25 protein-coding genes, 1 tRNA gene and 1 riboswitch are annotated in these 23,664 nt (G+C 74.4%); of the genes, 21 read left to right on the top strand and 5 right to left on the bottom strand.

What is annotated here, in order from left to right; genetic code table 11:
• Nucleotides 1–76: 76 nt before the first annotated feature.
• Nucleotides 77–850: an ABC transporter permease gene (locus tag ACI79K_RS04470; protein WP_456588112.1), complete on the bottom strand. Its 774-nt coding sequence runs from the start codon at nt 848–850 to the stop codon at nt 77–79.
• A 190-nt stretch (nt 851–1,040) separates the two neighbouring features.
• On the opposite strand from ACI79K_RS04470, the gene ACI79K_RS04475 reads away from it, so the two are divergent.
• From ACI79K_RS04475 to ACI79K_RS04525, 11 genes are all read left to right on the top strand, one after another.
• A complete protein-coding gene (locus tag ACI79K_RS04475) occupies nt 1,041–1,685 on the top strand; it encodes a hypothetical protein (protein WP_456588111.1) in 645 nt (214 codons plus the stop codon).
• Nucleotides 1,686–1,846: 161 nt separating this feature from the next.
• Nucleotides 1,847–1,922 (top strand) — tRNA-Thr (locus ACI79K_RS04480).
• Nucleotides 1,923–2,158: 236 nt separating this feature from the next.
• A complete protein-coding gene (locus ACI79K_RS04485) occupies nt 2,159–2,917 on the top strand; it encodes an SDR family NAD(P)-dependent oxidoreductase (protein WP_456588110.1) in 759 nt (252 codons plus the stop codon).
• Nucleotides 2,914–3,918, top strand: coding sequence for an NAD(P)H-dependent flavin oxidoreductase (locus tag ACI79K_RS04490; RefSeq protein WP_456599076.1), 1,005 nt, complete (start codon nt 2,914–2,916; stop codon nt 3,916–3,918). Before ACI79K_RS04485 ends, ACI79K_RS04490 begins: the two co-directional genes overlap by 4 nt.
• A 97-nt stretch (nt 3,919–4,015) precedes the next feature.
• On the top strand, nt 4,016–4,267 hold the full coding sequence (locus ACI79K_RS04495) for a hypothetical protein (RefSeq protein WP_456588108.1): 252 nt from the start codon (nt 4,016–4,018) through the stop codon (nt 4,265–4,267).
• Entirely contained in the window at nt 4,264–5,457 is a 1,194-nt protein-coding gene (locus ACI79K_RS04500) for a thiolase family protein (RefSeq protein WP_456599077.1), read from the top strand. Before ACI79K_RS04495 ends, ACI79K_RS04500 begins: the two co-directional genes overlap by 4 nt.
• A 23-nt stretch (nt 5,458–5,480) precedes the next feature.
• Complete coding sequence (locus tag ACI79K_RS04505; protein ID WP_456588106.1) at nt 5,481–5,603, top strand: hypothetical protein; 123 nt, start codon at nt 5,481–5,483, stop codon at nt 5,601–5,603.
• Entirely contained in the window at nt 5,600–6,415 is an 816-nt protein-coding gene (locus ACI79K_RS04510) for a crotonase/enoyl-CoA hydratase family protein (RefSeq protein WP_456588105.1), read from the top strand. The genes ACI79K_RS04505 and ACI79K_RS04510 overlap by 4 nt, the downstream gene beginning before the upstream one ends.
• A gap of 34 nt (nt 6,416–6,449) precedes the next feature.
• Nucleotides 6,450–7,469 carry a phosphotransferase family protein gene (locus tag ACI79K_RS04515; protein WP_456599078.1) on the top strand — a complete coding sequence of 340 codons (1,020 nt, stop codon included), beginning with the start codon at nt 6,450–6,452 and terminating at the stop codon, nt 7,467–7,469.
• 123 nt (nt 7,470–7,592) lie between these two features.
• Nucleotides 7,593–8,276 carry a TetR/AcrR family transcriptional regulator gene (locus tag ACI79K_RS04520; RefSeq protein ID WP_456588103.1) on the top strand — a complete coding sequence of 228 codons (684 nt, stop codon included), beginning with the start codon at nt 7,593–7,595 and terminating at the stop codon, nt 8,274–8,276.
• Complete coding sequence (locus ACI79K_RS04525) at nt 8,273–9,373, top strand: CaiB/BaiF CoA transferase family protein (protein WP_456599079.1); 1,101 nt, start codon at nt 8,273–8,275, stop codon at nt 9,371–9,373. Before ACI79K_RS04520 ends, ACI79K_RS04525 begins: the two co-directional genes overlap by 4 nt.
• 16 nt (nt 9,374–9,389) lie before the next feature.
• Here ACI79K_RS04525 and ACI79K_RS04530 read toward each other — a convergent pair whose 3' ends face one another.
• Nucleotides 9,390–9,788, bottom strand: a complete 399-nt coding sequence (locus tag ACI79K_RS04530; protein WP_456599080.1) for a DUF5313 family protein — start codon at nt 9,786–9,788, stop codon at nt 9,390–9,392.
• Between the two features lie 65 nt (nt 9,789–9,853).
• Between ACI79K_RS04530 and rarD the strand changes: the two genes are divergently transcribed.
• From rarD to ACI79K_RS04560, 6 genes are all read left to right on the top strand, one after another.
• On the top strand, nt 9,854–10,771 hold the full coding sequence (rarD, locus tag ACI79K_RS04535) for an EamA family transporter RarD (protein WP_456588101.1): 918 nt from the start codon (nt 9,854–9,856) through the stop codon (nt 10,769–10,771).
• A gap of 117 nt (nt 10,772–10,888) precedes the next feature.
• A complete protein-coding gene (locus ACI79K_RS04540) occupies nt 10,889–11,227 on the top strand; it encodes a DUF3263 domain-containing protein (protein ID WP_456588100.1) in 339 nt (112 codons plus the stop codon).
• Nucleotides 11,228–11,667: 440 nt separating this feature from the next.
• The gene (locus tag ACI79K_RS04545) at nt 11,668–12,699 is read left to right on the top strand and encodes a LytR C-terminal domain-containing protein (RefSeq protein ID WP_456599081.1); all 1,032 of its coding nucleotides are present in this window, start codon (nt 11,668–11,670) and stop codon (nt 12,697–12,699) included.
• Between the two features lie 56 nt (nt 12,700–12,755).
• Entirely contained in the window at nt 12,756–15,698 is a 2,943-nt protein-coding gene (locus ACI79K_RS04550) for an alpha/beta fold hydrolase (protein WP_456599082.1), read from the top strand.
• On the top strand, nt 15,695–16,585 hold the full coding sequence (locus tag ACI79K_RS04555; protein ID WP_456599083.1) for an ABC transporter permease: 891 nt from the start codon (nt 15,695–15,697) through the stop codon (nt 16,583–16,585). Before ACI79K_RS04550 ends, ACI79K_RS04555 begins: the two co-directional genes overlap by 4 nt.
• 41 nt (nt 16,586–16,626) lie before the next feature.
• Nucleotides 16,627–16,803, top strand: a complete 177-nt coding sequence (locus ACI79K_RS04560; RefSeq protein WP_456599084.1) for a hypothetical protein — start codon at nt 16,627–16,629, stop codon at nt 16,801–16,803.
• Nucleotides 16,804–16,807: 4 nt separating this feature from the next.
• Here the strand turns inward: ACI79K_RS04560 and ACI79K_RS04565 are convergent, their stop codons facing one another.
• On the bottom strand, nt 16,808–17,626 hold the full coding sequence (locus ACI79K_RS04565; protein WP_456599085.1) for an HAD family hydrolase: 819 nt from the start codon (nt 17,624–17,626) through the stop codon (nt 16,808–16,810).
• A 58-nt stretch (nt 17,627–17,684) separates the two neighbouring features.
• Nucleotides 17,685–17,813: riboswitch (SAM riboswitch) on the top strand.
• A 12-nt stretch (nt 17,814–17,825) separates the two neighbouring features.
• Here ACI79K_RS04565 and thrC point away from each other — a divergent pair.
• From thrC to groL, 3 genes are all read left to right on the top strand, one after another.
• Nucleotides 17,826–19,127, top strand: a complete 1,302-nt coding sequence (gene thrC, locus ACI79K_RS04570; protein WP_456595866.1) for a threonine synthase — start codon at nt 17,826–17,828, stop codon at nt 19,125–19,127.
• A 226-nt stretch (nt 19,128–19,353) separates the two neighbouring features.
• Nucleotides 19,354–19,554, top strand: coding sequence for a cold-shock protein (locus ACI79K_RS04575; RefSeq protein ID WP_456588093.1), 201 nt, complete (start codon nt 19,354–19,356; stop codon nt 19,552–19,554).
• A 386-nt stretch (nt 19,555–19,940) separates the two neighbouring features.
• The gene (gene groL / locus ACI79K_RS04580; RefSeq protein WP_456588092.1) at nt 19,941–21,572 is read left to right on the top strand and encodes a chaperonin GroEL; all 1,632 of its coding nucleotides are present in this window, start codon (nt 19,941–19,943) and stop codon (nt 21,570–21,572) included.
• Between the two features lie 118 nt (nt 21,573–21,690).
• Here groL and ACI79K_RS04585 read toward each other — a convergent pair whose 3' ends face one another.
• Nucleotides 21,691–22,074 (bottom strand): VOC family protein, encoded by a 384-nt coding sequence (locus tag ACI79K_RS04585; RefSeq protein WP_456588091.1) that lies wholly within the window; start codon nt 22,072–22,074, stop codon nt 21,691–21,693.
• Nucleotides 22,075–22,099: 25 nt separating this feature from the next.
• Here ACI79K_RS04585 and ACI79K_RS04590 point away from each other — a divergent pair, with 25 nt between their 5' ends.
• On the top strand, nt 22,100–22,897 hold the full coding sequence (locus ACI79K_RS04590; protein ID WP_456599086.1) for a DUF72 domain-containing protein: 798 nt from the start codon (nt 22,100–22,102) through the stop codon (nt 22,895–22,897).
• A gap of 9 nt (nt 22,898–22,906) precedes the next feature.
• On the opposite strand, the gene ACI79K_RS04595 is transcribed toward ACI79K_RS04590, so the two are convergent.
• The gene (locus ACI79K_RS04595; protein WP_456599087.1) at nt 22,907–23,587 is read right to left on the bottom strand and encodes a hypothetical protein; all 681 of its coding nucleotides are present in this window, start codon (nt 23,585–23,587) and stop codon (nt 22,907–22,909) included.
• Nucleotides 23,588–23,664: the final 77 nt, after the last annotated feature.

The raw sequence follows: 23,664 nt of genomic DNA on the forward strand, positions 1-23,664 counted from the left end.
CTGCATCGGAACCCACTGTCGGCCCCGCCACTGGCGCAACGCTGGAGGCTGGCTGTGAGCTTCCTGGATGCCCGGATCACCGGGGGACCGGCAGCACCCGGCCCCGGGCGACCAGCTCGGTGACGGCCCAGACGGCGAGCACCTCCGTGGCCAGCAGCCCGACGAGCACCAGCAGCTGTGCCGCGCCGGCCTCGAGCGGGCTGCCGCCGCCCAGCAGCACGCCGACGAAGGCGCCGGGCAGGGTGACCAGCCCGACGGTGCGGGTCTGGTCGAGGGGCGGCACGAGCGCGGTGCCGGCGACCGGGCGGCCGATGAGCAGGACCGCGTCCCGGGGGAGCAGCCCGAGCGCGAGCGCCGCCTCCACCTCGCCGCGCCGCTGCGCCAGCTCTTCGCGCAGCCGCCGACCCGCCAGGGAGGTGGCGGTCATCGCGCCGCCGATGAGGATGCCGGCGATGGGGATGACCGCCTCCCCGCGCAGCGGCACGGTCCCGCTGGCCAGCACGAGCGCGACCACGGGGCCGGCGCCGCCGACCACCGGAGCGGCGACGGCGGCCAGCCGTGGCGCCGTTCCGGGGGAGCGCAGCGGCAGGCCGGTGGCCCGGCCGGCGGCGGTGACGCTCGCGACCGAGACCATGAGCAGCACGAAGACGGCGGAGAGCCACAGCGACTCGACGACGACCAGCAGGACGGTGGAGACGACGGCGAGCTGCACGGTGGCGCGCACTGCCGCCACGAGCACCGACCGGTCCTCGCCGAGCCCGGACAGGCGACCGCCCGTGGCGGCCAGCGCGGTCAGGGCCACCAGGACGACGCCGAGCCGGAGATCGACGTCGACCACGGAGGACCCCACGACGCCGATCCTGCCCGGTGCTCCCCGGGCCCAGGCCAGGTGGGGGATCGGGCCGGATCCCGTGTGCATCGGTGCCCGGAGGCGGGTAGTGGCGGTGCCTGGGGCGCGGGTGCACTCCCGCGGCCCGGTGCCCGCCCCCGTCGCCCCCGTGGAGCTCTCCGTGCCCCTCCGTGGTCCTCTCGTCAGGTTCGTGATCGGCCTGGGCCTGGCCTGTGCCGCTGTCATCGCGGTCGTCGGCGGCATCGCGCTGCGCGGCCCCGGGCTGGTGGCCGTCTGCGTCTCCGGGGCGCTGGCCGGGTGCGTCGCCGCCGGCGTCGCCCGCGAGACCCCGGGGCCGACGCGCCGGTCGACGCTCGAGGTGGCGGGGCAGGCCGCGGCCGTGACGGTCGGCGTGCTGCTGGTGGTGAGCGGAACGGCGGTGCTCGCCGGAGGAGCGGCGGCGCTGCTGCTGATCGGGTTCGGTGCCGCGGGCTGGGCTGCCCTCCGCTGGCTGCGTGACCGCCGCGACGCACCGGCCCGCCCGGTGACGTCGGTGGGCGCCGGTCCGGTGCCCACCGGCTGGACGCCGTCCACCGCCGTGGCGGGCGCGTCGACCGCCACGCTCGGCGAGGAGTGGCGGCGCACGAGCGCCGAGCTGCAGCGACCGCTGGCGCCCGCGGTGCGGCAGCGGCTGGTCGCCCGGCGGGCGCAGGTCCTCGACGAGCTGGAGCGCCGCGACCCGGCCGGGTTCGCCCGCTGGCTCGCCGCCGCCCCGCTCGGCAGCGCCGACCCGGCCGGTTTCGTCCGCAGCTCACCGCCGCCCGCCGACCCCACCGCGGAGACCGAGGCCGCCTGACCTGCGGCCCCTGCCGCCGTCCACCGCCGTCCATCCGGAGGCCGCCGAGACGATGCCCTGGCTCGGCGTGCTGTCCATCGGCCCCGGCCGCGTCGCCGACGCGGCGGAGTTCTCGTCGGCCCTGTCCCTAGACTCGTGCCCGGGACCTGTCCCCACGTCCCGCCGGCGTGGCGCAATTGGTAGCGCACCCGACTTGTAATCGGGCGGTTAGGGGTTCGAGTCCCCTCGTCGGCTCCACGGTGGTGCCGTGCCCGGCGTCCGGCCTCTCCGCACGGGCACCGCGGAGAACCCCTGCCCGCGGCCACCGACGGCGGCGCCGGAGTCCGGCCCGGGCCGGACCCGAGCCCCTGGCCCGTCGTCGCCCCGGTCGGTGCGCGGGCGGTGGGCGCCACGCTGCAGACCGTTGCCCTACGGCCGACGCGCGCCTAGGTTAGCGAGCGCTAGGTATAGGTATTCGCGTCGGGAGGCTGATCGTGCAACTGCAGGGAAAGACCGCGCTCGTGACCGGGGGTGCGTCCGGTCTCGGCCTGGCCACCGTCCGACGGCTCGTGGCCGGCGGTGCCCGCGTCGTGGCCCTCGATCTGCCCACCGCGGACCAGACGGCCCTCGGTGCGCTGGGCGACCCTGTCCGGTTTGCCGGTGCCGACGTCCGCGACGAGGCGGCCGTCCAGGCGGCCGTGGACGCCGCCAACGACGAGGGCACGCTCGCCGTCGTCGTGAACTGCGCCGGGATCGGCGCCGCCAACAAGACCGTCGGCAAGAAGGGGCCCTTCCCGCTCGCCGACTTCGACCGCGTCGTCGGCGTCAACCTGATCGGCACCTTCAACGTGATCCGCCTGGGCGCCACCGCCATGGCCGGCAACGAGGTCGACGGCGAGGAGCGCGGGGTGGTCGTCAACACCGCCTCCGTCGCCGCGTTCGACGGTCAGATCGGGCAGGCCGCCTACTCCGCCTCCAAGGGCGGCGTCGTCGGCATGACGCTGCCGATCGCCCGGGACCTCGCCTCCTACGGCATCCGGGTCGTCACCATCGCGCCCGGGCTCTTCGAGACCCCGCTGCTGGGCGCCCTGCCCGAGGACCTGCGGGCCAGCCTCGGCGCCCAGGTGCCGCACCCCAGCCGGCTCGGTCAGCCGGAGGAGTACGCCGACCTCGTGGCGGCCGTCGTCGGCAACCCGATGCTCAACGGCGAGACGATCCGCCTCGACGGCGCCATCCGGATGGCGCCGCGGTGACCCGCACGGCACCGGCGCCGCGGCTGGCCACCCGCCTCACCCGGCTCCTCGGCATCGAGCGCCCGGTGATCCAGGGCGGCATGCAGTGGGTGGGGCGGGCGGGGCTGGCCGCCGCCGTGTCGAACGCCGGTGGGTTGGGGATGATCACCGCCCTCACGCAGCCGACCCCGCAGGCGCTGGGCGAGGAGATCGCCCGGTGCCGCGACCTGACCGACCGCCCGTTCGGCGTCAACCTCACGATCCTGCCGTCGATCAACCCGCCGCCCTACGCCGAGTACCGCGACGTCATCGCCTCCTCGGGGGTCCGCATCGTGGAGACCGCCGGCGCCAACCCGGCCGAGCACATGTCGTTCTTCAAGGACGCCGGGATCACCGTGGTGCACAAGTGCACCAGCGTCCGGCACGCCCGGCGCGCCGAGGCCGAGGGCGTCGACGTGATCAGCATCGACGGCTTCGAGTGCGCCGGGCACCCGGGTGAGGACGACGTGCCCGGCCTGGTCCTCGTCCCGGCCGCGGCCTCGGCCGTGAGCATCCCGGTGGTGGCGTGCGGCGGCATCGCCGACGCCCGCGGCCTCGTGGCCGCCCTGGCGCTGGGCGCCGAGGGCGTCACCATGGGCACCCGGTTCCTGTGCACCCAGGAGTCCCCGGTGCACGACGCGGTGAAGCAGCGGATCGTCGAGGCCACCGAGCGCGACACCGAGCTGATCTTCCGCTCGCTGCGCAACACCGCCCGGGTGGCGAGCAACACGGTCAGCCGCGAGGTCGTCGGCATCCTGGCCGACGGCGGCGCCTTCGACGACGTCCGCGACCTCGTCGCCGGCGCACGCGGCCGGCTGGTGTTCGAGGAGGGCGATCTGGAGCGCGGCATCTGGACGTCGGGCATCAGCCAGGGGCTGGTCCACGACGTCCCCGCCGTCGCCGAGGTGCTCGACTGCATGATCCGCGAGGCACACGAGCTGATCCACGGGCGGCTGGCCACCTTCGCCGGTGGGGTGGGGTGACCGGCCGCGGGTCGGTGTCTTGACGGCCCGGGACGGGGGGCTCATGCTCGGTACTTAGCTATCGCTATGTCAACACAGCCGCTCGACGGAGGAGCCCATGAGCGCGACGACGTCGCCGAGCCACCTCGCCGACCGGCCGTATGTCGTCGGTTCGCAGCCGGACGCCCGCCGCGGCCTGCAACTGACCATCCGACAGGCGGGCCAGGCCGTCGACGTCGTCCGGACGCCCGCCCGGCACTCGAGCCTCGACACCACCGCCGACCCCCACACCCCGGCGCCGGGCGAGCACGACGCGCTGCTCGCGCCCACCGGGGACCGTGATCGATCCAACCAGGGAGAACCGTCATGAGAAGCGCCGTGATCGTCGACATCGTCCGCACCGCCTCCGGCAAGGGGAAGCCCGGCGGGGCTCTCTCCGGCACGCATCCCGTGGAGCTGCTCGCGACGGTGCTGCGGGCCCTCGCCGAGCGGTCCGACCTCGACCCGGCCCGCGTCGACGACGTGATCGCCGGCTGCGTGAGCCAGGTCGGGCAGCAGTCGCTCAACATCGGCCGGCAGGGCGTGCTGGCGGCCGGCTGGCCCGAGAGCGTGCCGGCCACCACCGTCGACCGGCAGTGCGGTTCGAGCCAGCAGGCCCTGCACTTCGCCGCGCAGGGTGTCATGGCCGGCGCCTACGACATCGTGGTCGCCGGCGGCGTGGAGTCGATGAGCCGCGTCAAGATGGGCGTCGCCACCGTGGGGGAGGACCCGCTCGGCCCCTCGATGCACGCCCGCTACCCCGAGGGTCTGGTGAACCAGGGTGTCTCCGCCGAGCTGATCGCCGACCGCTGGGCACTCACCCGCGAGGAGCTCGACGCGTTCTCGGCCCGGTCCCACCAGCGCGCCGCCGCAGCGGCCGCGGCCGGCCAGTTCAAGGACCAGATCGTGCCGGTCGCGGTCATCGGTGCCGACGGTGCGGAGACGGTGCACGACCAGGACGAGACGGTGCGCGCCTCCACCACCGCCGAGGGGCTGGCCGGGCTGAAGACGTCCTTCGACAGCCCGGCCATGCGCGAGCGCTACCCCCACCTGGACTGGAAGATCACCCCGGGCAACTCCTCGCCGTTGACCGACGGCGCCTCCGCTGCCCTCATCATGGGCGAGGACACCGCGGAGCAGCTGGGGCTGACCCCCCGGGCCCGCTTCCACACCTTCGCCCTCGCCGGCGACGACCCGCTGCTCATGCTCACCGCCCCGATCCCGGCCAGCCGCAAGGTGCTCGAGCGCTCGGGGCTGTCCATCGACGACATCGACGCCTACGAGGTCAACGAGGCCTTCGCGCCGGTGCCCCTGGTCTGGCAGCGGGAGCTGGGGGCGGACCCCGAGCGGCTGAACCCCAACGGCGGCGCGATCGCGCTGGGCCACCCGCTGGGTGGCTCCGGCACCCGGCTGATGGCGACGATGCTCGCCCACCTGGAGGCCACCGGCGGCCGCTACGGCCTGCAGACGATGTGCGAGGGCGGCGGCCTGGCCAACGCCACCATCATCGAGCGGCTCTGACGCCCACCTCGGGGAGACCGGACATGAGCACCGACCTGGGGGCCGCCGGCCACCCGCTGTTCGAGGCCGACCGCGAGCTGATCGCCGACCGCGGCATCCCGCTGCTCGGGGGCTACGGCCCCCACGACGCGCTGGGCACCCGGTGAGCGCGGCTGCTGCCGCCGAGCCGGCGGCGCGGTACGAGGTCCGCGGCCACGTCGGGCTGATCACGCTCGACCGGCCCGCCGCGCTCAACGCGGTGAACGCGGCACTCGCCACGGCCGTCGGTGAGGCGTTGGAGCAGGCGGCGGCGGACGACCAGGTCCGCGTGGTGGTCGTGACCGGCACCGGGCGCGCCTTCTGCGCCGGCGCTGACCTCAAGGAGCTGGCCGCGCAGCGCTCCGTGGCCGCGGACGGGCACCCCGAGTGGGGGTTCGCCGGGCTGGTGCGGCACTGGATCGACAAGCCGGTGATCGCCGCGGTCAACGGCTTCGCCATGGGCGGTGGTACCGAGATCGCCCTGGCCTGCGACCTGGTCGTGGCGTCGTCCGGAGCGGTCTTCGGCCTGCCGGAGGTCAAGCGGGGGCTGCTCGCGGCCGCCGGTGGCGTCGTCCGGCTGCAGCGCCAGGTGCCCCTGAAGCGGGCGCTGGAGCTGGCGCTGACCGGCGACGGCGTGGACGCGGCCACCGCCCTCGAGTGGGGTCTGGTGAACGCGGTGGTCGAGCCGGAGCAGGTGCTCGACGCGGCGCTGGAGCTGGCCGGCCGGATCGCCGTCAACGCGCCGCTGTCGGTGCGGCACACCAAGCGCATGCTCCACCGCACCAGCGGCGGCGGCTCCGACTGGGACGAGTCCTGGACCGGCACCGATCCGTGGCGGGCCAACGAGGAGGCCACCGCGACCGTGTTCGCCAGCGCCGACGCCGCCGAGGGTCCGCGGGCGTTCGCGGAGAAGCGGGACCCGCGCTGGGTGGGGCGGTGACCGGGGGCGTCCCCGCCCGGCCGGGGCTGCGACGGTGACGGCCACGCCGGGGCTGGACCTGGAGAGGCTGAGGGCGCACCTGGTCTCCACGGGGACCGGACCGGCGGGCCCGCTGCGGGCGGAGCTGATCTCCGGGGGCCGGTCCAACCTGACGTACGCGGTGACCGACGGCGCCACGCGGTGGGTGGTCCGCCGGCCACCGCTGGCCGGGCTGACCGCCTCGGCGCACGACATGGTGCGGGAGTGGCGGGTGACCAGCGCCCTGCACGGGACGCCGGTGCCGGTGGCGCGCCCGGTCTCGCTGTGCGAGGACGACGGCGTGCTCGGCGCACCGTTCACCGTCGTCGAGTGGGTCGAGGGCCTGGTCGTCCGGGACCGGGACGAGCTGGCGGCCCTCCCCGACGAGGTGGTCGGCGAGGTGAGCACCTCGCTGATGGCCGTGCTGGTAGCGCTGCACGCCGTCGACGCCCGGGCCGTCGGGCTGGCCGGCTTCGGTCGGCCGGAGGGCTTCCTGGCCCGGCAGGTCGCGCTGTGGCGTCGCCAGTGGGACCGCACCCGGGGGCGCGAGCTGCCGGATCTCGAGCGGCTGCACGCCCGGCTCGCCGACGGCGTCCCGCCGTCCGCGGGGACCGCGATCGTGCACGGGGACTACCGGATCGACAACGTCATCCTCGACCGCGCCCGGCCCGCGACGGTGCGGGCGGTGGTGGACTGGGAGCTGTCGACGCTGGGCGACCCGCTCACCGACGTGGCCCTGATGTGCGTCTACCGCCACCCGGCCCTGGACGTGATCCTGGGCCTGGCGGCGGCCTGGACCAGCCCCCGGCTGCCCTCGGCGGACGACCTCGCGCAGACGTACTCCCGGCTGGCCGGGCGCGACCTGGGCCACTGGCCGTTCTACCTCGGCCTGGCACACCTCAAGCTGGCCGTGATCGCCGAGGGCATCGCGCACCGGGCCCGCGCCGGCGCGGACTCCGGGCGCGACGCCGGGCGGGCAGCCGAGGTGGTGCCCGAGCTGGTCGCCGCCGGCCTGGCCGCGCTGGGGACCCGGTGAGGCCGGGATGCCTCTCCCCCCCAGGTGGGTAGACGGCACGCGCGCGGGATCGCCGATACCGAGCGTTCGTTAATCTCAGGTGAGCGGTGGGCGAGGCGCCCGCCGGCGGGACAGAGGGGTGCCATGACCGCGGTCCGGGAGGACGACGAGCTGATGACCCGGGGGCGCTGGCGCAGCGTGCCCGCCCTCGAGATGAGCCCCATCCTGTCCGCGGCGCTCGACGCCTTCAACGAGCACGGGTACCACGGCACCTCCGTGCGGGACATCGCCGGACGGGTGGGGGTGACCGTGCCGGCGCTCTACTACCACCACGAGAACAAGGAGGCGATCCTCTTCGCGCTCCTGGACGCCGGCATCCTCCGGCTGACCCGGATGTGCGAGGCGGCGCTGGCCGATGCGGGGGACAACCCGGCCGACCGCTTCCTCAACCTGGTCGAGGCGATCGTGCTCTACATGGCGCACAGCACGAAGATCGCCGGCGTCGACGCCGAGCTGCGTTCGCTGGGCCCGGAGAACCGGTCGGCCTACAGCGAGAAGCGCCGGCGGATCGAGGAGATGCTCGTCGACACGCTGCAGGCGGGGGAGGCCGCGGGGCTCTTCGACGTCACGTCCCCCAAGGACACCGCCCGGGCGCTGCTGGGCATGTTCCAGGCGATCGCCACGTGGTACCGCCCCGGAGGGCCGCTGTCCGCGCAGGACCTGGCGCACAACTACGTCGACATCGCCGCGCACACGGTCGGAGCGCCCGCGGTCCTGATCCGGCGGGTGCGCGAGCAGGCCACTGTGCGCCGCGGTGGCGCGGCGTGAGCCGGGACGGGGTGTCGCGCGGTCCGCTGGCCGGGCTGCGGGTGGTCGAGCTCGCCGGCATCGGCCCCGCGCCGCACGCCGCGATGGTGCTGGCCGATCTGGGCGCCGACGTCGTCCGGGTGGAGCGACCCGGCCCGCCGGGGGGCGGGGTCGACTGGGGGTTGCGCGGGCGCAGCTCGCTGGCGGCCGACCTCAAGTCCGACGAGGGGCGGGCCACGGTGCTCGCGCTGGCCGAGGCCGCGGACGTGCTGATCGAGGGGCTGCGGCCGGGGGTCGTCGAACGGCTCGGCGTGGGCCCGGACGAATGCCTGGCGCGCAACCCCCGGCTGGTCTACGGGCGGATGACCGGGTGGGGGCAGGACGGTCCTCTGGCGCGGACCGCCGGACACGACATCAACTACATCGGCCTCACCGGCGCGCTGCACGCCATGGGCCGGGCCGGCCAGCCGCCGGCCCCGCCGCTGAACCTCGTCGGCGACTACGGCGGCGGCTCGATGCTGCTGCTGGTCGGGCTGCTCGCCGCCCTCTTCGAGCGGTCCGGCTCGGGGCGGGGGCAGGTGGTCGACGCGGCGATGGTCGACGGCACGGTCCTGCTCAACCAGCTGGTGCTCAGCATGCGCGGCCTCGGCGGCTGGCGCGACGAGCGGCAGGCCAATCTCCTCGACGGCGGGGCGCCGTTCTACGACACGTACGCCTGCGCCGACGGGCGGTTCGTGGCGGTGGGCGCCCTCGAGCCGCAGTTCTACGCCGCCCTGCTCGCCGGGCTCGGCCTGGACGCCGCGGCGCTGGGTGACCAGGACGACCGGTCCGGCTGGCCCCGGATGCGGGAGGTGTTCACCGGAACGTTCGCGAGCCGGACGCGCGACGAGTGGGCCGAGCTGTTCGCCGGCACCGACGCCTGCGTGACGCCAGTGCTCTCCTACGAGGAGGCCGCCGTGCACCCGCACCTGGTCGCCCGGGGGACGTACGCGGAGCTCGGGGGCGTCCAGCAGGCGTCCCCGGCGCCCCGGTTCTCGCGGACGGCGCCGCCGCCACCGGTAGCCCCGCCCGCGCCGGGCGGCACCACCGCCGTGGAGGTGCTCCGGCGCTGGTCCTGAGCGCCGGGCGGGCGGCTCAGTCGAAGCTCCCCGCGCCGTCGCGCCGGTAGGGCGAGAGCCGTTCCACTCGCGCCCGCTCGGCGCGTTCGGCCCGCAGCCGGGCCGCCGTCCCCGGTTCGTACCCGGCCTTGGCCACGCGGTGCTCGATCGTCTCCACCATGTAGGCCAGCGAGAAGAGCAGCCCGAGCAGCAGGCCGCCGCCGGCGGCGGAGGCCCGGTAGACCAGCGGGACGGGCACCACGAGCAGGCACAGCACGACGAGCGGCAGCAGCTGCACGACCGCCCGGGCGAGGTGGCGCCACACCCAGGTGCTGCGGGTGGTGTCGGCCAGCACCCAGGGCGACAGCTCGCGGGGCAGCCCTCCGCCGTAGGCGTACCAGACCCACTGCAGGGGTCCGGGTCGCTGCCTGCTCACGCCCCCGACGGTAGGCCGATCCGGTCGCGTACGGCCGGCGTTCCCGCCGGGCGTACGGTGCCGCCGTGGACGAGCGTCGCCTGGGGGTGGTCTCCGGGCTCGGCGCCTACGCGCTCTGGGGCATCTTCCCGCTGTACTTCCCGCTCCTGGAGCCCGCGAGCGGCCTGGAGATCGTGGCGCACCGGGTGCTCTGGTCGCTGCTGTTCGTCGGGTTGCTGCTGTGCGTCGTCCGGCGCTGGGGGCACGTCCGGGCGGCGGTGAGCAGCCCGCGCACGCTGCTGATCCTCGCCGGCGCCGCCGTGCTGATCGCCGTGAACTGGCTGATCTACGTCTACGGCGTGAACTCCGGGCAGGTCGTGGAGGCCTCGCTCGGCTACTTCATCAACCCGCTGGTCAGCGTCCTCCTCGGCGTCGTCGTCTTCAGCGAGCGGCTCCGCCCGCTGCAGTGGGTGGCCGTCGGCACCGCCGCGGTCGCCGTCGCGGTGCTGACCATCGACTACGGACGCCCGCCGTGGATCGCGCTCGGCCTGGCCCTGTCCTTCGGCCTCTACGGCCTGATGAAGAAGCTCGTGTCGATCGAGGCGGCGCCCGGGCTCTTCCTGGAGACGGCGCTGGTCGCGGTCCCCGCGGGAGTGGTCCTCGCGGTCCTGCACTCCGACGGGACCGGCACGTTCGCCAACGCGGGCACCGGGCACGCCCTGCTGCTGGCCAGCGCCGGGGTGGCGACGGCGGTGCCGTTGCTGCTGTTCGCCGCGGCGGCCCGGCGCATCCCCCTGTCGACGGTGGGTCTGCTGCAATACCTGACGCCGCTGATGCAGCTGGCGATCGGCGTCTTCGTCTACGACGAGCCCATGCCGCCGGCCCGGCTGGCCGGTTTCGTGATCGTCTGGGTCGCCCTGGCGGTCTTCACCGCCGACACGTGGCGACACGCCCGGGCCGGGGCCCGCAGAGCCGCCCGCGACGCGGTGGTCGCCACCCCCTGACGGGCAGTCGGACCCGCCTCGGCGGGCCGGCCGGAAACGTCGGTGGGCGGCGCTACCGTCGTCCTCGAGCCGCCGGGGTTCCCGGTCGGCAGAGCAGGTCAGGAGATGGTCGAACCCATGAGCAGCGACCCAGCCCCCGTGGTCTCCCCGCCCCGGGCCGACGGGTCAGGGGAGGAGTCCGTGCAGGCCGGAGGCGTGGGCCTGACGCGGCGCGAGCACGAGATGCTCGGTTTCGAGCGCCAGTGGTGGCGGCGGGCCGGCGCGAAGGAGACGGCGATCCGCGACCTGTTCGGCACGACGCCGACGCGGTACTACCAGGCGCTCAACGCGCTGGTCGAACGCCCCGAGGCGCTGGCCGCCGATCCGCTCCTGGTCCGGCGTCTCCGCCGGTTGCGCACGGCACGGCAGCGAACGCGTTCGGTGAAGGTCCTGGGCATCGGGAATGACATCGATTAGATTCGGTCACCGTGGGCAGGCACGCCGCGTCAGGCAGTGACGGACTGGATCAGGGGAACGCGTCTGCAGCCGCTGGGCGGCGCAGGACCGATACCCCTGAGGGTGCGTGGTCCGGTGCCGGCCTGAGCGACCACCCCACCGCGCCCGGGCGCGACCGGGCGGCCCTCCGGCGCGACGTCCGGGCGGACGTGCCCGCCGCCGACGGTGCCCGGCAGATCTCCCGTTCCCGCCTGCCGCTGCCACCCGTGCCTGCTGGACCCCGCGCTGCTGCTCCCCCCTCGCCGCGCACCAGCGCCGCACCGTTCGCCGCGGTCCCCGCCCCCGCCCCCGCTCCCGCCGCCCTCGGGGAGGTCCCGGTGCCGGCTCGCGGCGCCGACGTCCTGGCACCCGTGTCCGCCGGCGAGCCGCCGCAGCAGGCTGCCCAACCCTCCGGCAGGGTCGTGAGCCCGGCGCCCGCCGGGCTCCTCGTCGAGGACGAGCCCCTGGTCACCACCGGACCGGCCCGTGGCCTCGGGCGGCGCGGGCCCGCGCCGCTGGTTCCTCGCGTGCCGCGGCAGACCACGCCGTCCGGTGCGCCCGCCTCCTCCTACGGCGACTGGACCAAGCCCTCGCGCAGCGACGAGACGGGGCGGTCGCGCCTCGGCCTGGGTGCTGCGCCGGAGATGCCGCACGCGCCGGCCACCACCGCGATCCCCGAGCGGGGTGCGAAGGCCCGCCGCGACCTCGACGACGAGGCCGGCTACGACGAGGCCCGCTACGACGAGGCCCGCTACGCCGAGGCCGGCAATGACGAGGCCGGCTACGACCTCGAGCGCGAGGTGGATGCCGCCGCCGCGGGCGCCGCGGCGGTCAAGGGTGGCCGCGCCGCCTACCGCGCCGAGCGGCAGGCCGCCGACGCCGCCCGCCGCAAGGCGGCCAAGCGCAGCGGCACGCCCGAGGTGATCTTCGACGACGAGCCCGAGCGCAAGCCGCGCCGCGTGCTCAAGGGCCTGGTCGCCATGGCCGTCGTCGCCGGTGCCGTCCTCGGCGTCTACACGGTGACCGCCCCGGAGAAGGAGGAGGCCGCGGCCGCCGCTCCCGCACCGGCCAGTGTGCCCACCGTCGCGGTCCCCACCGCCGCCCTGCCGCCGCTGCCCGAGGAGCCCATCGTCGTCGAGCCGCCGATCACCACCCCCGTGCGCGTCCCCGTCACCGTTCTCAACGCCACGAACATCGCCGGCCTCGCCGCCACGATCTCCGGCGCCGTGGTCTCCGGCGGCTGGGAGTCGCCCGGCGTGGGCGCCTACCCGGGCACCGACGTCTCGGCCACCACGGTCTTCTTCACCGAGGGGGACGAGCAGCAGCGCCAGGCCGCGCTCCAGCTGGTCGACCAGTTCCCCGACCTCGCCGGCCCCGCCCCGCGCTTCTTCGAGGTAGCCGACGTCCCCGCACCCGGACTCGTCATCGTCGCCACCGGCAACTGGCAGCCCTGACGCCGGTCTTGCCGGGTACCCGGAACAGGAGCGGCCGTCCGGCCGTTGGGGGCAGCGTGCGTCCCCTCCGAGGGCCCGCGCGTCCCCGCTCGCGCCCTCGTGCGCGGGCCGCGGCCGCCGCCCTGCTCGCCCTCGCCCTGCCCGCCGGCCTCGTCCTCGCGTCCCCGGCGGGCGCCGCCGAGGTGCGCACCGAGGAGCTCCGGGTCCCCTCCGGCTCGGGGGAGGACGCCGTCGAGCTCGACACCACGCTGTACCTGCCGGGCGGCGACGACCCGGCGCCGGCGGTCGTGCTCGCGCACGGCTTCGGTGGCAGCAAGCGCTCCGTGGCCGAGGATGCGGCCGACCTGGCCGAGCGCGGCTACGTCGTCCTCACCTACTCGGCCCGGGGCTTCGGTGCGAGCACCGGGCGGATCGGGCTCAACGACCCGCGCTACGAGATCGCCGACCTCTCCACGCTGCTCGACCTGCTGGCCGCCCGCGACGAGGTCGAGCTGGACGCCGAGGGCGACCCGCGGGTCGGGGTCGCCGGCGCCTCCTACGGCGGGGCGCTGGCGCTGCTGGGCGCCGCCTACGACGAGCGGGTCGACGCGATCGCCCCGCAGATCACCTGGAACTCCCTCACCGCCGCGCTGTTCCCCTCCCAGACCGGCGACCTCGACGCCGGCACCGTGGCCGCGACACCGCAGCCGGAGGCGGCCGGCGTCTACAAGCGCCTGTGGGCCGGGCTCTTCTTCGGCATCGGTTCCGCCTCCGGGGGGCTGCTCGACTCCCTCGGGGGTGCCGGCCAGGCCGGCGGCGACGAGGGCCTCGACGGCGAGGCGGTGGGCGGCGGCACCGTCGCGGCGCCGGCCCCCGCCGGCCGGCCCGCGCTCCCGCCCGAGCTGCTCGAGCAGGCCGCCGAGAACCCCGAGGCCGCCGAGCAGCTGCTCACCTGCGGCCGGTTCAGCGTCGATGTGTGCCAGGCCTACCAGGCGGCCGCGGCCTCCGGAACCCTCACCCCGGAGGTCGCCGCGGTGCTCGACCGCAGCAGCCCGGCGGGTGTGCTGGACCGCATCGACGTCCCCACCCTGCTGGTGCAGGGCACGCAGGACTCGCTCTTCGGCCTCGGCCAGGCCGACGCCAACGCCCGCGGCATCGCCGCCGACGGCACCCCGGTCAAGGTGGTCTGGTACTCCGGTGGGCACGACGCCTCGGGGTCGGACCGGCAACGGGAGTCGCTGCGCGCGGCCGTGGCCGGCTGGTTCGACCGGCACCTGCGGGGGCAGGGCGACGACCCGGGCACGGGCTTCGAGTTCCCCGCGCCCACCGGCCTGGGTGCCACCGTCGGCCGCGTCCAGGGCGGCGGCCAGACCGTCGTCGCCGACGCCTATCCGGGGCTCGACGGCGCCGAGCCGGCCGAGCGTCGCGCCGTGACCGTCGAGGGACCCGTGCAGCCGGTGGTCACCCCGGCCGGCGGCACCCCCGCGTCCCTCACCACCGTCCCGGGTCTGGGCGCCCTGACGTCGGCGCTCGGCGGGACCACCGCGGAGATCCCCGGCCAGTACGCCGTCTTCGACAGTGCCCCGCTCGACGCCCCGGTCGAGGTCGTGGGCGCCTCGACGGTCGACCTCGCGGTCGCCTCGCCCAGCGGCAGCGCCACCCTGTTCGCCAAGCTCTACGACGTCGGGCCCGACGGCGCGACGACGCTGCCGGGCGGCCTGGTCGCGCCCCTGGCGCTTCCCGACGTCTCCACCGACCCCACCGCCCCGACGCGCGTGAGCGTGACCCTGCCCGCGATCGTGCACCGGTTCGAGGCGGGCCACACCATGCGCGTGCTGGTGTCCTCCACCGACCAGGCGTACGCGCTGCCCGCCGAGTCGGCCGTCTACTCGGTGGGCCTCGCCTCGCCCGGCGCCGCCGACGGCGTGGCCGCGGGCGAGGCGCAGCTCGCCGCACCGACGGTCTCCGGCGAGGGCGGGGCAGCGACCGGTGTCTCGCGCTGGTGGGTGCTGCTGGGCCTCCTCGCGGGGCTCGGCCTGCTCGGCTGGCTGGCCGGCCTGTGGTGGGGCCGGCGTCGTCAGCGGCAGCTGTCCAGCGTCGAGCCCGACGGCGAGGACGTCCCCCTGCGCTTCGAGGGCGTGACGAAGGCCTACAAGGACGGCTTCGTCGCGGTGCGCGACCTGTCGTTCGAGGTGCGCCGCGGGCAGGTGCTCGGCCTGCTCGGGCCGAACGGCGCCGGCAAGACCACGTCGCTGCGGATGTTGATGGGCCTCATCCGGCCCACGGACGGGCGGATCAGCGTCTTCGGGCACGCTGCCGGCCCCGGTGCCCCGGTGCTGTCGCGGCTGGGTTCCTTCGTGGAGGGCACCGGGCTGCAGCCGCACCTGTCCGGCCGCGACAACCTCACCCTGTACTGGGCCGCCACCGGCCGGCCGGCCGAGGACGCGCACATGGACGAGGCCATCGAGGTCGCCGGGCTCGGCGCCGCCATCGACCGGCCGGTGCGCCGGTACAGCCAGGGCATGCGCCAGCGGGTCGCCATCGCCCAGGCGATGCTGGGCCTGCCCGACCTGCTGGTCCTCGACGAACCGACCAACGGGCTCGACCCGCCGCAGATCCACGCGATGCGCGACGTGCTGCGCTCCTACGCGGCCACCGGGCGCACCGTGATCGTCTCCAGCCACCTGCTCAGCGAGATCGAGCAGACCTGCAGCCACGTGGTGGTCATGGCCAAGGGCCAGAAGATCGTGCAGGGCACGGTGGAGGAGATCGTCGGCACCGGTGGCTCGGTGCTCGTGGGCCTGGCCGACGACGCCGACACCGACCGGGCGATCGCCGTCCTCTCGTCGCTGCCCGGGGTCACCGGCGCGCGCGGCGACGACGGCCTGGTCGCCGAGCTGGACGGCGCCCGCCGCGCCGACGTGCTGCAGGCGCTGGTGTCCGCCGGTATCGCCGTCGAGCAGTTCACGCCGCGACGACGCCTGGAGGACGCCTTCCTGGCCCTGGTGGGGGAGTCATGAGCACGACCAGTCGATCCGTGGACTCCGAGCACGTGCAGTCGACCGGCGCGGTCGCCGGCTACCGGCCGGGGCGGACGCTCCGGCTGTCGGTGGAGCTGCGCCGGCAGTTCAAGCGCCGCCGCACGATCGGCGTGTTCGCGCTCATGGTGGCGCTCCCGCTGGTGCTCATCGCCGCCCTCCAGCTGGGCGCCAGCGAGGAGGCGGCGGAGAACAACCGGATCAACCTGGTCGACGTCGCGACGGCGAGCGGGCTGAACTTCACCCTGTTCGTGCTGTTCGCGACGACCAGCTTCTTCCTCGTGGTGGTCTACGCGCTCTTCTTCGGCGACACCGTGGCCGTCGAGGCGCAGTGGGGCTCGTTGCGGTACGCCCTGGCCACGCCGATCCCGCGGATGCGGCTGCTGCGGCAGAAGTGGCTGGCCGCCCTCGTGCAGTCGGTGGCGGCGCTGCTCACGCTCGCCGCGGTCGCGGTGGTCGCCGGTGGGATCGCGTTCGGCTTCGACGACATCCGGACGCCGGTCGGGGTGGGGATCGACCAGGGCGAGGGCATGCTGCGGCTGGCCGGGATGCTCGGCTACCTGGCCATCCACCTGCTCGTCGTCGGCGCGCTGGCGTTCTGGTTCTCCACGATCACCGACGCACCGTTGGCGGCGGTCGGGGGCGCGGTGTTCACGATGTTCGTCTTCGCCATCCTCGACCAGGTGGAGCAGCTCGGGTCGATCCGCGACTGGTTCCCGACGGCGGAGGAGTTCGCCTGGACCGACCTGCTGCAGACGCCGGTCGACGACGGCGACCTGTTCCGCGGCGTGATCCAGTCGCTGGTCTACATCGCCGTCTTCACGGCGCTCGGCTTCCGCCACTTCGCCCGCCGCGACGTCACCAGCTGACCCCCTGCCCGCGGGGCCGTCGCCGACGTAGCTTGTCCTGCATGAGCGGACTGTGGGGTCTCGTGGCCGGGGTCGTCTGCTTCGTCGTCCTGCTCCTGCTGTTGCCACTGCTCGGCGCGATCGGCTCCGTCGAGCTGGTGGTCATCGTGCTGGTGGCCGTCCTCGTCGGTGTGCTGGTCGCCGGACGGTCCCGTTCGGGGAGCGGCGGGAGCAGCTGAGCGCTCACAGGGACGCGCGTACCGCCTGGGCCCAGCCCTCGCCCATGGGAGCATCGGTGACGGTCGCGTTGGGGACGGCGGACAGCAGCTCGGCCATCCCGTCGACGGCGCCCCCGTTCGCGGTGATCCACAGCCGGCCCACCGCGGGCGCCATGTCCAGGTCGCTGACGCTGTCCCCGATCGCGACGGCGTCAGCGGGGGAGAGGCCGCGCCGCTCCAGGTCCCAGGCGATCGCCGCGCCCTTGGAGATGCCGCGCGGCATCAGGTGGTAGACCCGCGGCGCGGCGTCGTCGGCCAGCCCGAACCGGGGCGACGCGGGGATCGCGCCGTTGTCCTTGAGCGTCAGCCAGCCGGCGCCCCGCTCGGCCAGCCACGCGTCGACCGACAGCGGGTCGACCCGTCCGCGCAGCAGCGCATCGGTGGCGTGCGTCGCGTGCCAGGGGGAGTGCCACTCCAGCCGCCCCGGGTGCGCGGCGATCAGCTCCTCGACGACGCCGAGCTCGGCCATCACCTCCATCGGCGTGCGGTCGCCGTACTCCTCGGGCAGCGCGCCGCGCAGGCGGTGGGTGGTCCGCCCGGATCCCCAGCCGATCGTGGCGCCCAGTTCGGCGATGGCGCCGTCGGCGGCGAAGATCCGCGCGGCCTCCACCACCTGCTCGTACGTCCGGCCGCTGACCAGCACCAACGCCACTCCGGCGCGGTGCAGGTCGAGCAGTGCGGCGGCCGGCCCGTCGGTCAGCTCCCGCCCGGCCGTGTGCCAGAAGGAGCCCCGCGGCCCCACCATCGTGCCGTCGAGGTCGGTGTAGACGACGCGCGCGCTCACCAGGCCATCCTGTCCGGCCGCTGGGCCCGGCTCGCGACTGGGTACAGTTCACGCCGTTCACTCATCCAGAGGGGCAGAGGGACACGGCCCGACGAAGCCCCGGCAACCGCCGCCTGCGCGCACGTGCAGCGGGAGGTGCCAATTCCGTCCCGCGCGGCTCGACGGCCCGCCGCGGGGAAGATGAGGAGGTAGTCGTCGCATGACCCTCACCGCTCCCGGATCCGTCCAGGCCGACTCCAGCGCCGGTGGCCCCGTGCCCCCGTGTCCCGCCCGCGGGCTCGTCTGCCGCAACTGCGGCGCCACGTTCGGGCTCATCGCCGAGCACGCCTGCGCCGAGTGCTTCGGCCCCCTGGAGGTCGACTACGACCCCGAGCTGATGAAGGCGGTCACCCGCGAGCAGATCGAGGCCGGGCCGCAGAACATCTGGCGCTACGTGGCCCTCCTGCCGGTGGGTCAGCACCCGGCCGACCGCGTCTCGCTGGACCCGGGCATGACCCCGCTGGTCCGCGCCGACCGGCTCGCCGCCGAGCTCGGCCTCACCGGCGGGCTGTGGGTGAAGGACGACTCGGCCAACCCCACCCACTCCTTCAAGGACCGCGTGGTCAGCCTCGCCGCGACCGCCGCCAAGGGGCTCGGGTACACGAAGATCGCCGCCGCCTCCACCGGCAACCTGGCCAACTCGGTCGCCGCGCACGCCGCCCGCGTCGGCCTGCCGTCGTTCGTCTTCATCCCGAGCGACCTGGAGCCCGGCAAGGTCGTCCAGTCCGCCGTCTACGGCCAGACCCTGGTCGCCGTCGACGGCTCCTACGACGACGTCAACCGGCTGACCAGCGAGCTCGCCGAGACCGACGAGTTCGAGGACACCGCCTTCGTCAACCAGAACGTGCGGCCCTACTACGCCGAGGGCTCCAAGACGATGGGCTACGAGATCGCCGAGCAGCTCGGCTGGCGGATCCCGGCCCAGGTCGTCATCCCCATGGCGTCGGGGTCGCTGCTCACCAAGGTGGACAAGGCCTTCCGCGAGCTCACCGCCGCGGGCATCGTCGAGGCGACCGAGTGGACGATCTTCGGTGCGCAGTCGGCCGGCTGCGACCCGATCGCCACCGCCTTCGACAACGGGTGGGACGTCGTCAAGCCGGTGAAGCCCACCGGCATCGCCAAGTCGCTGAACATCGGCAACCCGGCCGACGGCCCCTACGCGCTCGACGCGATCCGCCGCACCGGCGGCTCGGTGGCCCGGGTCGGGGACGACGAGATCGTCCAGGGCATCCGCGACCTCGCCCGTACGACCGGCGTCTTCGCCGAGACCGCGGGCGGGGTGACCGTCGCCGTCCTGCGCAAGCTGGTGGAGGGCGGCCAGCTGGACCCGGCCAAGGAGACCGTCGTCCTCAACACCGGGGAGGGCCTGAAGACCCTCGACCCGCTGGAGCCGGTCGTCGGTCCCACGCACCGGGTCGAGCCGTCGCTGAAGTCGGTGCGGGCGGCCGGTCTCATCGGCTGAGCGGTCCGTCCGGCGGGGGGCGTAGAGTCCCCGTCGGTTCCCCGGTCCGGGCGACGTCGTCGCCGGATCCGGGTGCGTCGTGCGCGCGTGGGGCTGTCACCTGCGCTTCTCTGCTGTACCGTCTCGCGCGGTTCGAGTTCCACGTTCGTGTTCGGCGGGCGGAAGAGCGAGACCCCGCCACATCGAGAGCGATGGGGCGCCGCACGCACGAAACGTGGGAGCACACGTGGCACAGGGCACCGTGAAGTGGTTCAACGCCGAGAAGGGTTTCGGCTTCATCGCCGTCGACGGCGGCGAGGACGTCTTCGTCCACTACTCGTCCATCCAGATGGACGGGTACAAGAGCCTCGACGAGGGGCAGCGGGTCGAGTTCGAGGTCGTCCAGGGCGCCAAGGGCCCCCAGGCCGACGCCGTCCGCAGCGCCTGAGAACCACTCGGCAACACCGGCCGAGGCCCGGTTCCCCACGGGGGACCGGGCCTCGGTCGTTCCGGGGGCTCGGTTCCCACCGCGTGCGCCCTTCCGGCAGGCTTGCTGTCCGGGTGATGGCGGCGGTCGACCAGGTGCCGCGGACCAGCCCGCCCCGGTGAGAGCCCCCCGGGGGGTGGGAACAGCCGGTCGAGGTACCCCGTTCTTGCACTCGCAGGGGTCGAGTGCCAGACTCGGTTCTGGCACTCAGGGCTCCTGAGTGCCAATCAGGTCGGAACGGTGAGGCACCGGTCCGTGGGCCGACGGAGCGTCCACGTCGCTGGTGTCGTCCGTCGCGGGCGCCGAACCCGGCCGTGCAGCGATCCATGCTCGGAGGACATCACCACATGGCCAAGATGATCGCGTTCAACGAAGAGGCGCGCCGCGGCCTCGAGCGAGGGATGAACACCCTCGCCGACGCCGTCAAGGTGACCCTCGGCCCCCGTGGCCGGAACGTCGTTCTTGAGAAGAAGTGGGGCGCGCCCACCATCACCAACGATGGTGTGAGCATCGCCAAGGAGATCGAGCTCGAGGACCCGTGGGAGAAGATCGGGGCCGAGCTCGTCAAGGAGGTCGCGAAGAAGACCGACGACGTCGCGGGTGACGGCACCACCACCGCCACCGTGCTCGCCCAGGCGCTCGTCCGCGAGGGTCTGCGCAACGTCGCCGCCGGCGCGAACCCGATGGCCCTGAAGAAGGGCATCGAGAAGGCCGTCGCCTCGGTCAGCGAGTACCTGCTCTCCACGGCCAAGGACGTCGAGACCAAGGAGCAGATCGCCGCCACCGCGTCGATCTCCGCCGCCGACCCCGCCATCGGTGAGCTCATCGCCGAGGCGATGGACAAGGTGGGCAAGGAAGGCGTCATCACCGTCGAGGAGAGCAACACCTTCGGCCTCGAGCTCGAGCTCACCGAGGGCATGCGCTTCGACAAGGGCTACATCTCGCCCTACTTCGTCACCGACACCGAGCGCATGGAGGCCGTCCTCGACGACCCGTACGTGCTCGTCGTCAACTCGAAGATCAGCTCGGTCAAGGACCTGCTCCCGCTGCTGGAGAAGGTCATGCAGTCGGGCAAGCCGCTGGCCATCATCAGCGAGGACGTCGAGGGCGAGGCCCTCGCGACCCTGGTCGTGAACAAGATCCGCGGCACCTTCAAGTCCGTCGCCGTCAAGGCCCCGGGCTTCGGTGACCGCCGCAAGGCCATGCTGGGCGACATCGCCATCCTCACCGGTGGCCAGGTCATCAGCGAGGAGGTCGGCCTCAAGCTCGACACCGCCGACCTCGAGCTGCTCGGCCGGGCCCGCAAGGTCGTCGTCACCAAGGACGAGACGACGATCGTCGAGGGTGCGGGTGACACCGACCAGATCCAGGGCCGGGTCAACCAGATCCGCAGCGAGATCGAGCGGTCGGACTCCGACTACGACCGGGAGAAGCTGCAGGAGCGCCTGGCCAAGCTGGCCGGTGGCGTCGCCGTCATCAAGGCCGGCGCCGCGACCGAGGTCGAGCTCAAGGAGCGCAAGCACCGCATCGAGGACGCGGTGCGCAACGCCAAGGCCGCCGTCGAGGAGGGCATCGTCGCCGGTGGTGGCGTCGCTCTCGCGCAGGCCACGGCCGTCGCGTTCGACAAGCTCGAGCTCGAGGGTGACGAGGCGACCGGTGCCAACATCGTGCGCGTCGCGCTCGAGGCGCCGCTGAAGCAGATCGCCATCAACGCCGGCCTCGAGGGCGGCGTCGTGGCGGAGAAGGTGCGCAACTCGGAGACCGGCTGGGGCCTCAACGCCGCCACCGGCGAGTACGTGGACCTGGTCGCGGCCGGCATCATCGACCCGGCCAAGGTCACCCGCTCGGCGCTGCAGAACGCCGCCTCCATCGCGGCGCTCTTCCTCACCACCGAGGCCGTCATCGCCGACAAGCCGGAGAAGGCCGCTGCGGCCGCTCCGGGTGGCGACATGGGCGGCATGGGCGGCATGGACTTCTGAGTCCGCCCGCTCCTCGCTGAGGAGCACTGCACCACCAGCACTGCCCGGCAGGGGCGGTCCGCTTCCGAGCGGGCCGCCCCTGTCGGCGTCCGGGGCGCCCTCGCCGCGGAAGCTCAGCTCACTCGGGGGCGAAGACGCAGAACTCGTTGCCCTCGGGGTCGGCGAGGACGCTCCACTCGATCTCGTCATCCTGCTCCCGCACCATCCGCGCACCCGCCGCGATGAGCGGCCACGTCTCACCGACGACGTCGAAGTGCATGCGGTTCTTGATGGTCTTCCGCTCGGGCACCGGGACGATCCACACCAGCGGTCCCTCGCCGGCCGGGTCGACGATCGGGATCGGCCAGTCGTGCGGGCGCGGCTCGTCGTCCTCCGGGTTCTCGGCGTCCTCGAGGGAGTCGCGCCGCACGTAGCCGATGGCGGCGCACCACCAGTCGGCGAGCGCGTGGTGGTCGTTGGCGTCGAGGCAGAGGTCCTTGAAGCGCGCGGGTGCGTCAGCCATGACCGCGGAGGGTAGGCGGCTGTCCGTGGCCGTGATCATCGGGACGTCGGGGTGGCAGTACCGCGACTGGCGGGGCGCCTTCTACCCGCCGAAGCTCCCGCAGCGGCTGTGGCTGGAGCACTACGTGCAGCACTTCGCCACCGTGGAGAGCAACAACGCCTTCTACCGGCTGCCGGAGCACGAGACGTTCGTGAAGTGGCGGGAGCGCACCCCGCCGGACTTCCGGTGGGCGGTCAAGGCCAGCCGGTTCCTCACCCACATCAAGCGGCTGCGGGAGCCGGAGGAGCCGGTGGCGCGGCTGATGGGCCGGGCGGAGGGGCTGGCGGGGAAGCTCGACACGATCCTGCTGCAGCTGCCGCCGACGCTGAAGGCCGACCCCGAGCTGCTGCGCGAGTGCCTGGCGCAGTTCCCGGCCGGTACCCGGGTGGCCGTGGAGCCGCGGCACGAGTCGTGGTGGACCGACGAGGTGCGGGCCCTGCTCGAGCGCTACGGCGCCGCGCTGTGCTGGGCCGACCGGGACGAGCAGCCGATCGCGCCGCTCTGGCGCACCACGGACTGGGGCTATCTGCGCTTCCACCACGGCTTCGAGGGCTGGGGCTACCGCGCCGAGACCCTGCAGCTGTGGGCCGAGCGGATCGCGACCACCTACGGCGACGCGGACGTCCTCGTCTACTTCAACAACGACCCGGGCTGCGCCGCGGTCATCGACGCCGTCCGTTTCGCCGAGTGCGTCCGCCGCGCCGGGGGGACTCCGACCCGCGTTCCCACGGCCGACCAGGCGACCGGCCTGGCCTGGGCGCCGGTGGAGGTCCCCCCGGTCTGACCGCGTGGGTCAGTTGCCGCCGCGCCCCTGGTTCTTCGGGCCCTGGTCGGCGGGCTTCCCGGTGGCCGCACCGGCGGTCTCCTCGGGCTCGGCGACGGTCTCCTCGACCGGGGCGGTGGCGGCGCGAGCGGCCTTCGCGGCGTCGCGGGCGGCCTTCTCCGCGTCCCGGGCCGCGTCGCGGGCGGCCTTCTCGGCGTCGTGGGCCGCCTGACGGGCCTGGGCCGCCTGCAGCGCCCCCTGCGCGTGCTCGTTCGCGTGGGCGATGGCGTTGTCCAGGCCGCGGGCGCCCGTCTGCTCCTCGGTGGCCTCGTCCTCGGCGGCCTCTTCCTCGACGACCTCGTTCTCGGCGGCCTCGTCCTCGGTGGCCTCGTCCTCGGTGGCCTCTTCCTCGACGACCTCGTCGTCGGTGGCCTCGTCCTCGGTCGTCACGGGGTCGACCTCGGTGTCGCCGACGGGCGCATCGGTCTCGGTCTCGGTCTCGGTCGAGAGCTCGGACTCCGGCAGGTCGAACGGCGTCACCGTCTCGACCGTGCTCGCCACGGCGTCCTGCACCGGCGCCGGGAGGACACCGACGGCGCCCGCGCCGGTCACGCCGGCGGTGGCGATGCCGACACCGGTCGCCACCTGGGCGACGGTGCTGGCACCGGCGAACTTCGCGGCCAGTGCGGCCAGACCTTCGAGCAGAGCCATGGACGTTCGAATCCCCTCGGGACGGACGGCCGTCGGTACGGCCGTTCCCGTTCCACATCGGCAGGCTCCGGCGACTG

The sequence above is a fragment of the Blastococcus sp. SYSU DS0616 genome, from assembly GCF_054051015.1.

Excerpts from the sequence above, each read along its gene's own strand:
- ACI79K_RS04495 (WP_456588108.1), top strand. The coding sequence starts at position 4,016 with ATGAGCGCGACGACGTCGCCGAGCCACCTCGCCGACCGGCCGTATGTC.
- ACI79K_RS04500 (WP_456599077.1), top strand. The coding sequence starts at position 4,264 with ATGAGAAGCGCCGTGATCGTCGACATCGTCCGCACCGCCTCCGGCAAG.
- ACI79K_RS04505 (WP_456588106.1), top strand. The coding sequence starts at position 5,481 with ATGAGCACCGACCTGGGGGCCGCCGGCCACCCGCTGTTCGAGGCCGAC.
- ACI79K_RS04520 (WP_456588103.1), top strand. The coding sequence starts at position 7,593 with ATGACCGCGGTCCGGGAGGACGACGAGCTGATGACCCGGGGGCGCTGG.
- ACI79K_RS04540 (WP_456588100.1), top strand. The coding sequence starts at position 10,889 with ATGAGCAGCGACCCAGCCCCCGTGGTCTCCCCGCCCCGGGCCGACGGG.
- ACI79K_RS04555 (WP_456599083.1), top strand. The coding sequence starts at position 15,695 with ATGAGCACGACCAGTCGATCCGTGGACTCCGAGCACGTGCAGTCGACC.
- ACI79K_RS04560 (WP_456599084.1), top strand. The coding sequence starts at position 16,627 with ATGAGCGGACTGTGGGGTCTCGTGGCCGGGGTCGTCTGCTTCGTCGTC.
- thrC (WP_456595866.1), top strand. The coding sequence starts at position 17,826 with ATGACCCTCACCGCTCCCGGATCCGTCCAGGCCGACTCCAGCGCCGGT.
- groL (WP_456588092.1), top strand. The coding sequence starts at position 19,941 with ATGGCCAAGATGATCGCGTTCAACGAAGAGGCGCGCCGCGGCCTCGAG.
- ACI79K_RS04585 (WP_456588091.1), bottom strand. The coding sequence starts at position 22,074 with ATGGCTGACGCACCCGCGCGCTTCAAGGACCTCTGCCTCGACGCCAAC.
- ACI79K_RS04595 (WP_456599087.1), bottom strand. The coding sequence starts at position 23,587 with ATGGCTCTGCTCGAAGGTCTGGCCGCACTGGCCGCGAAGTTCGCCGGT.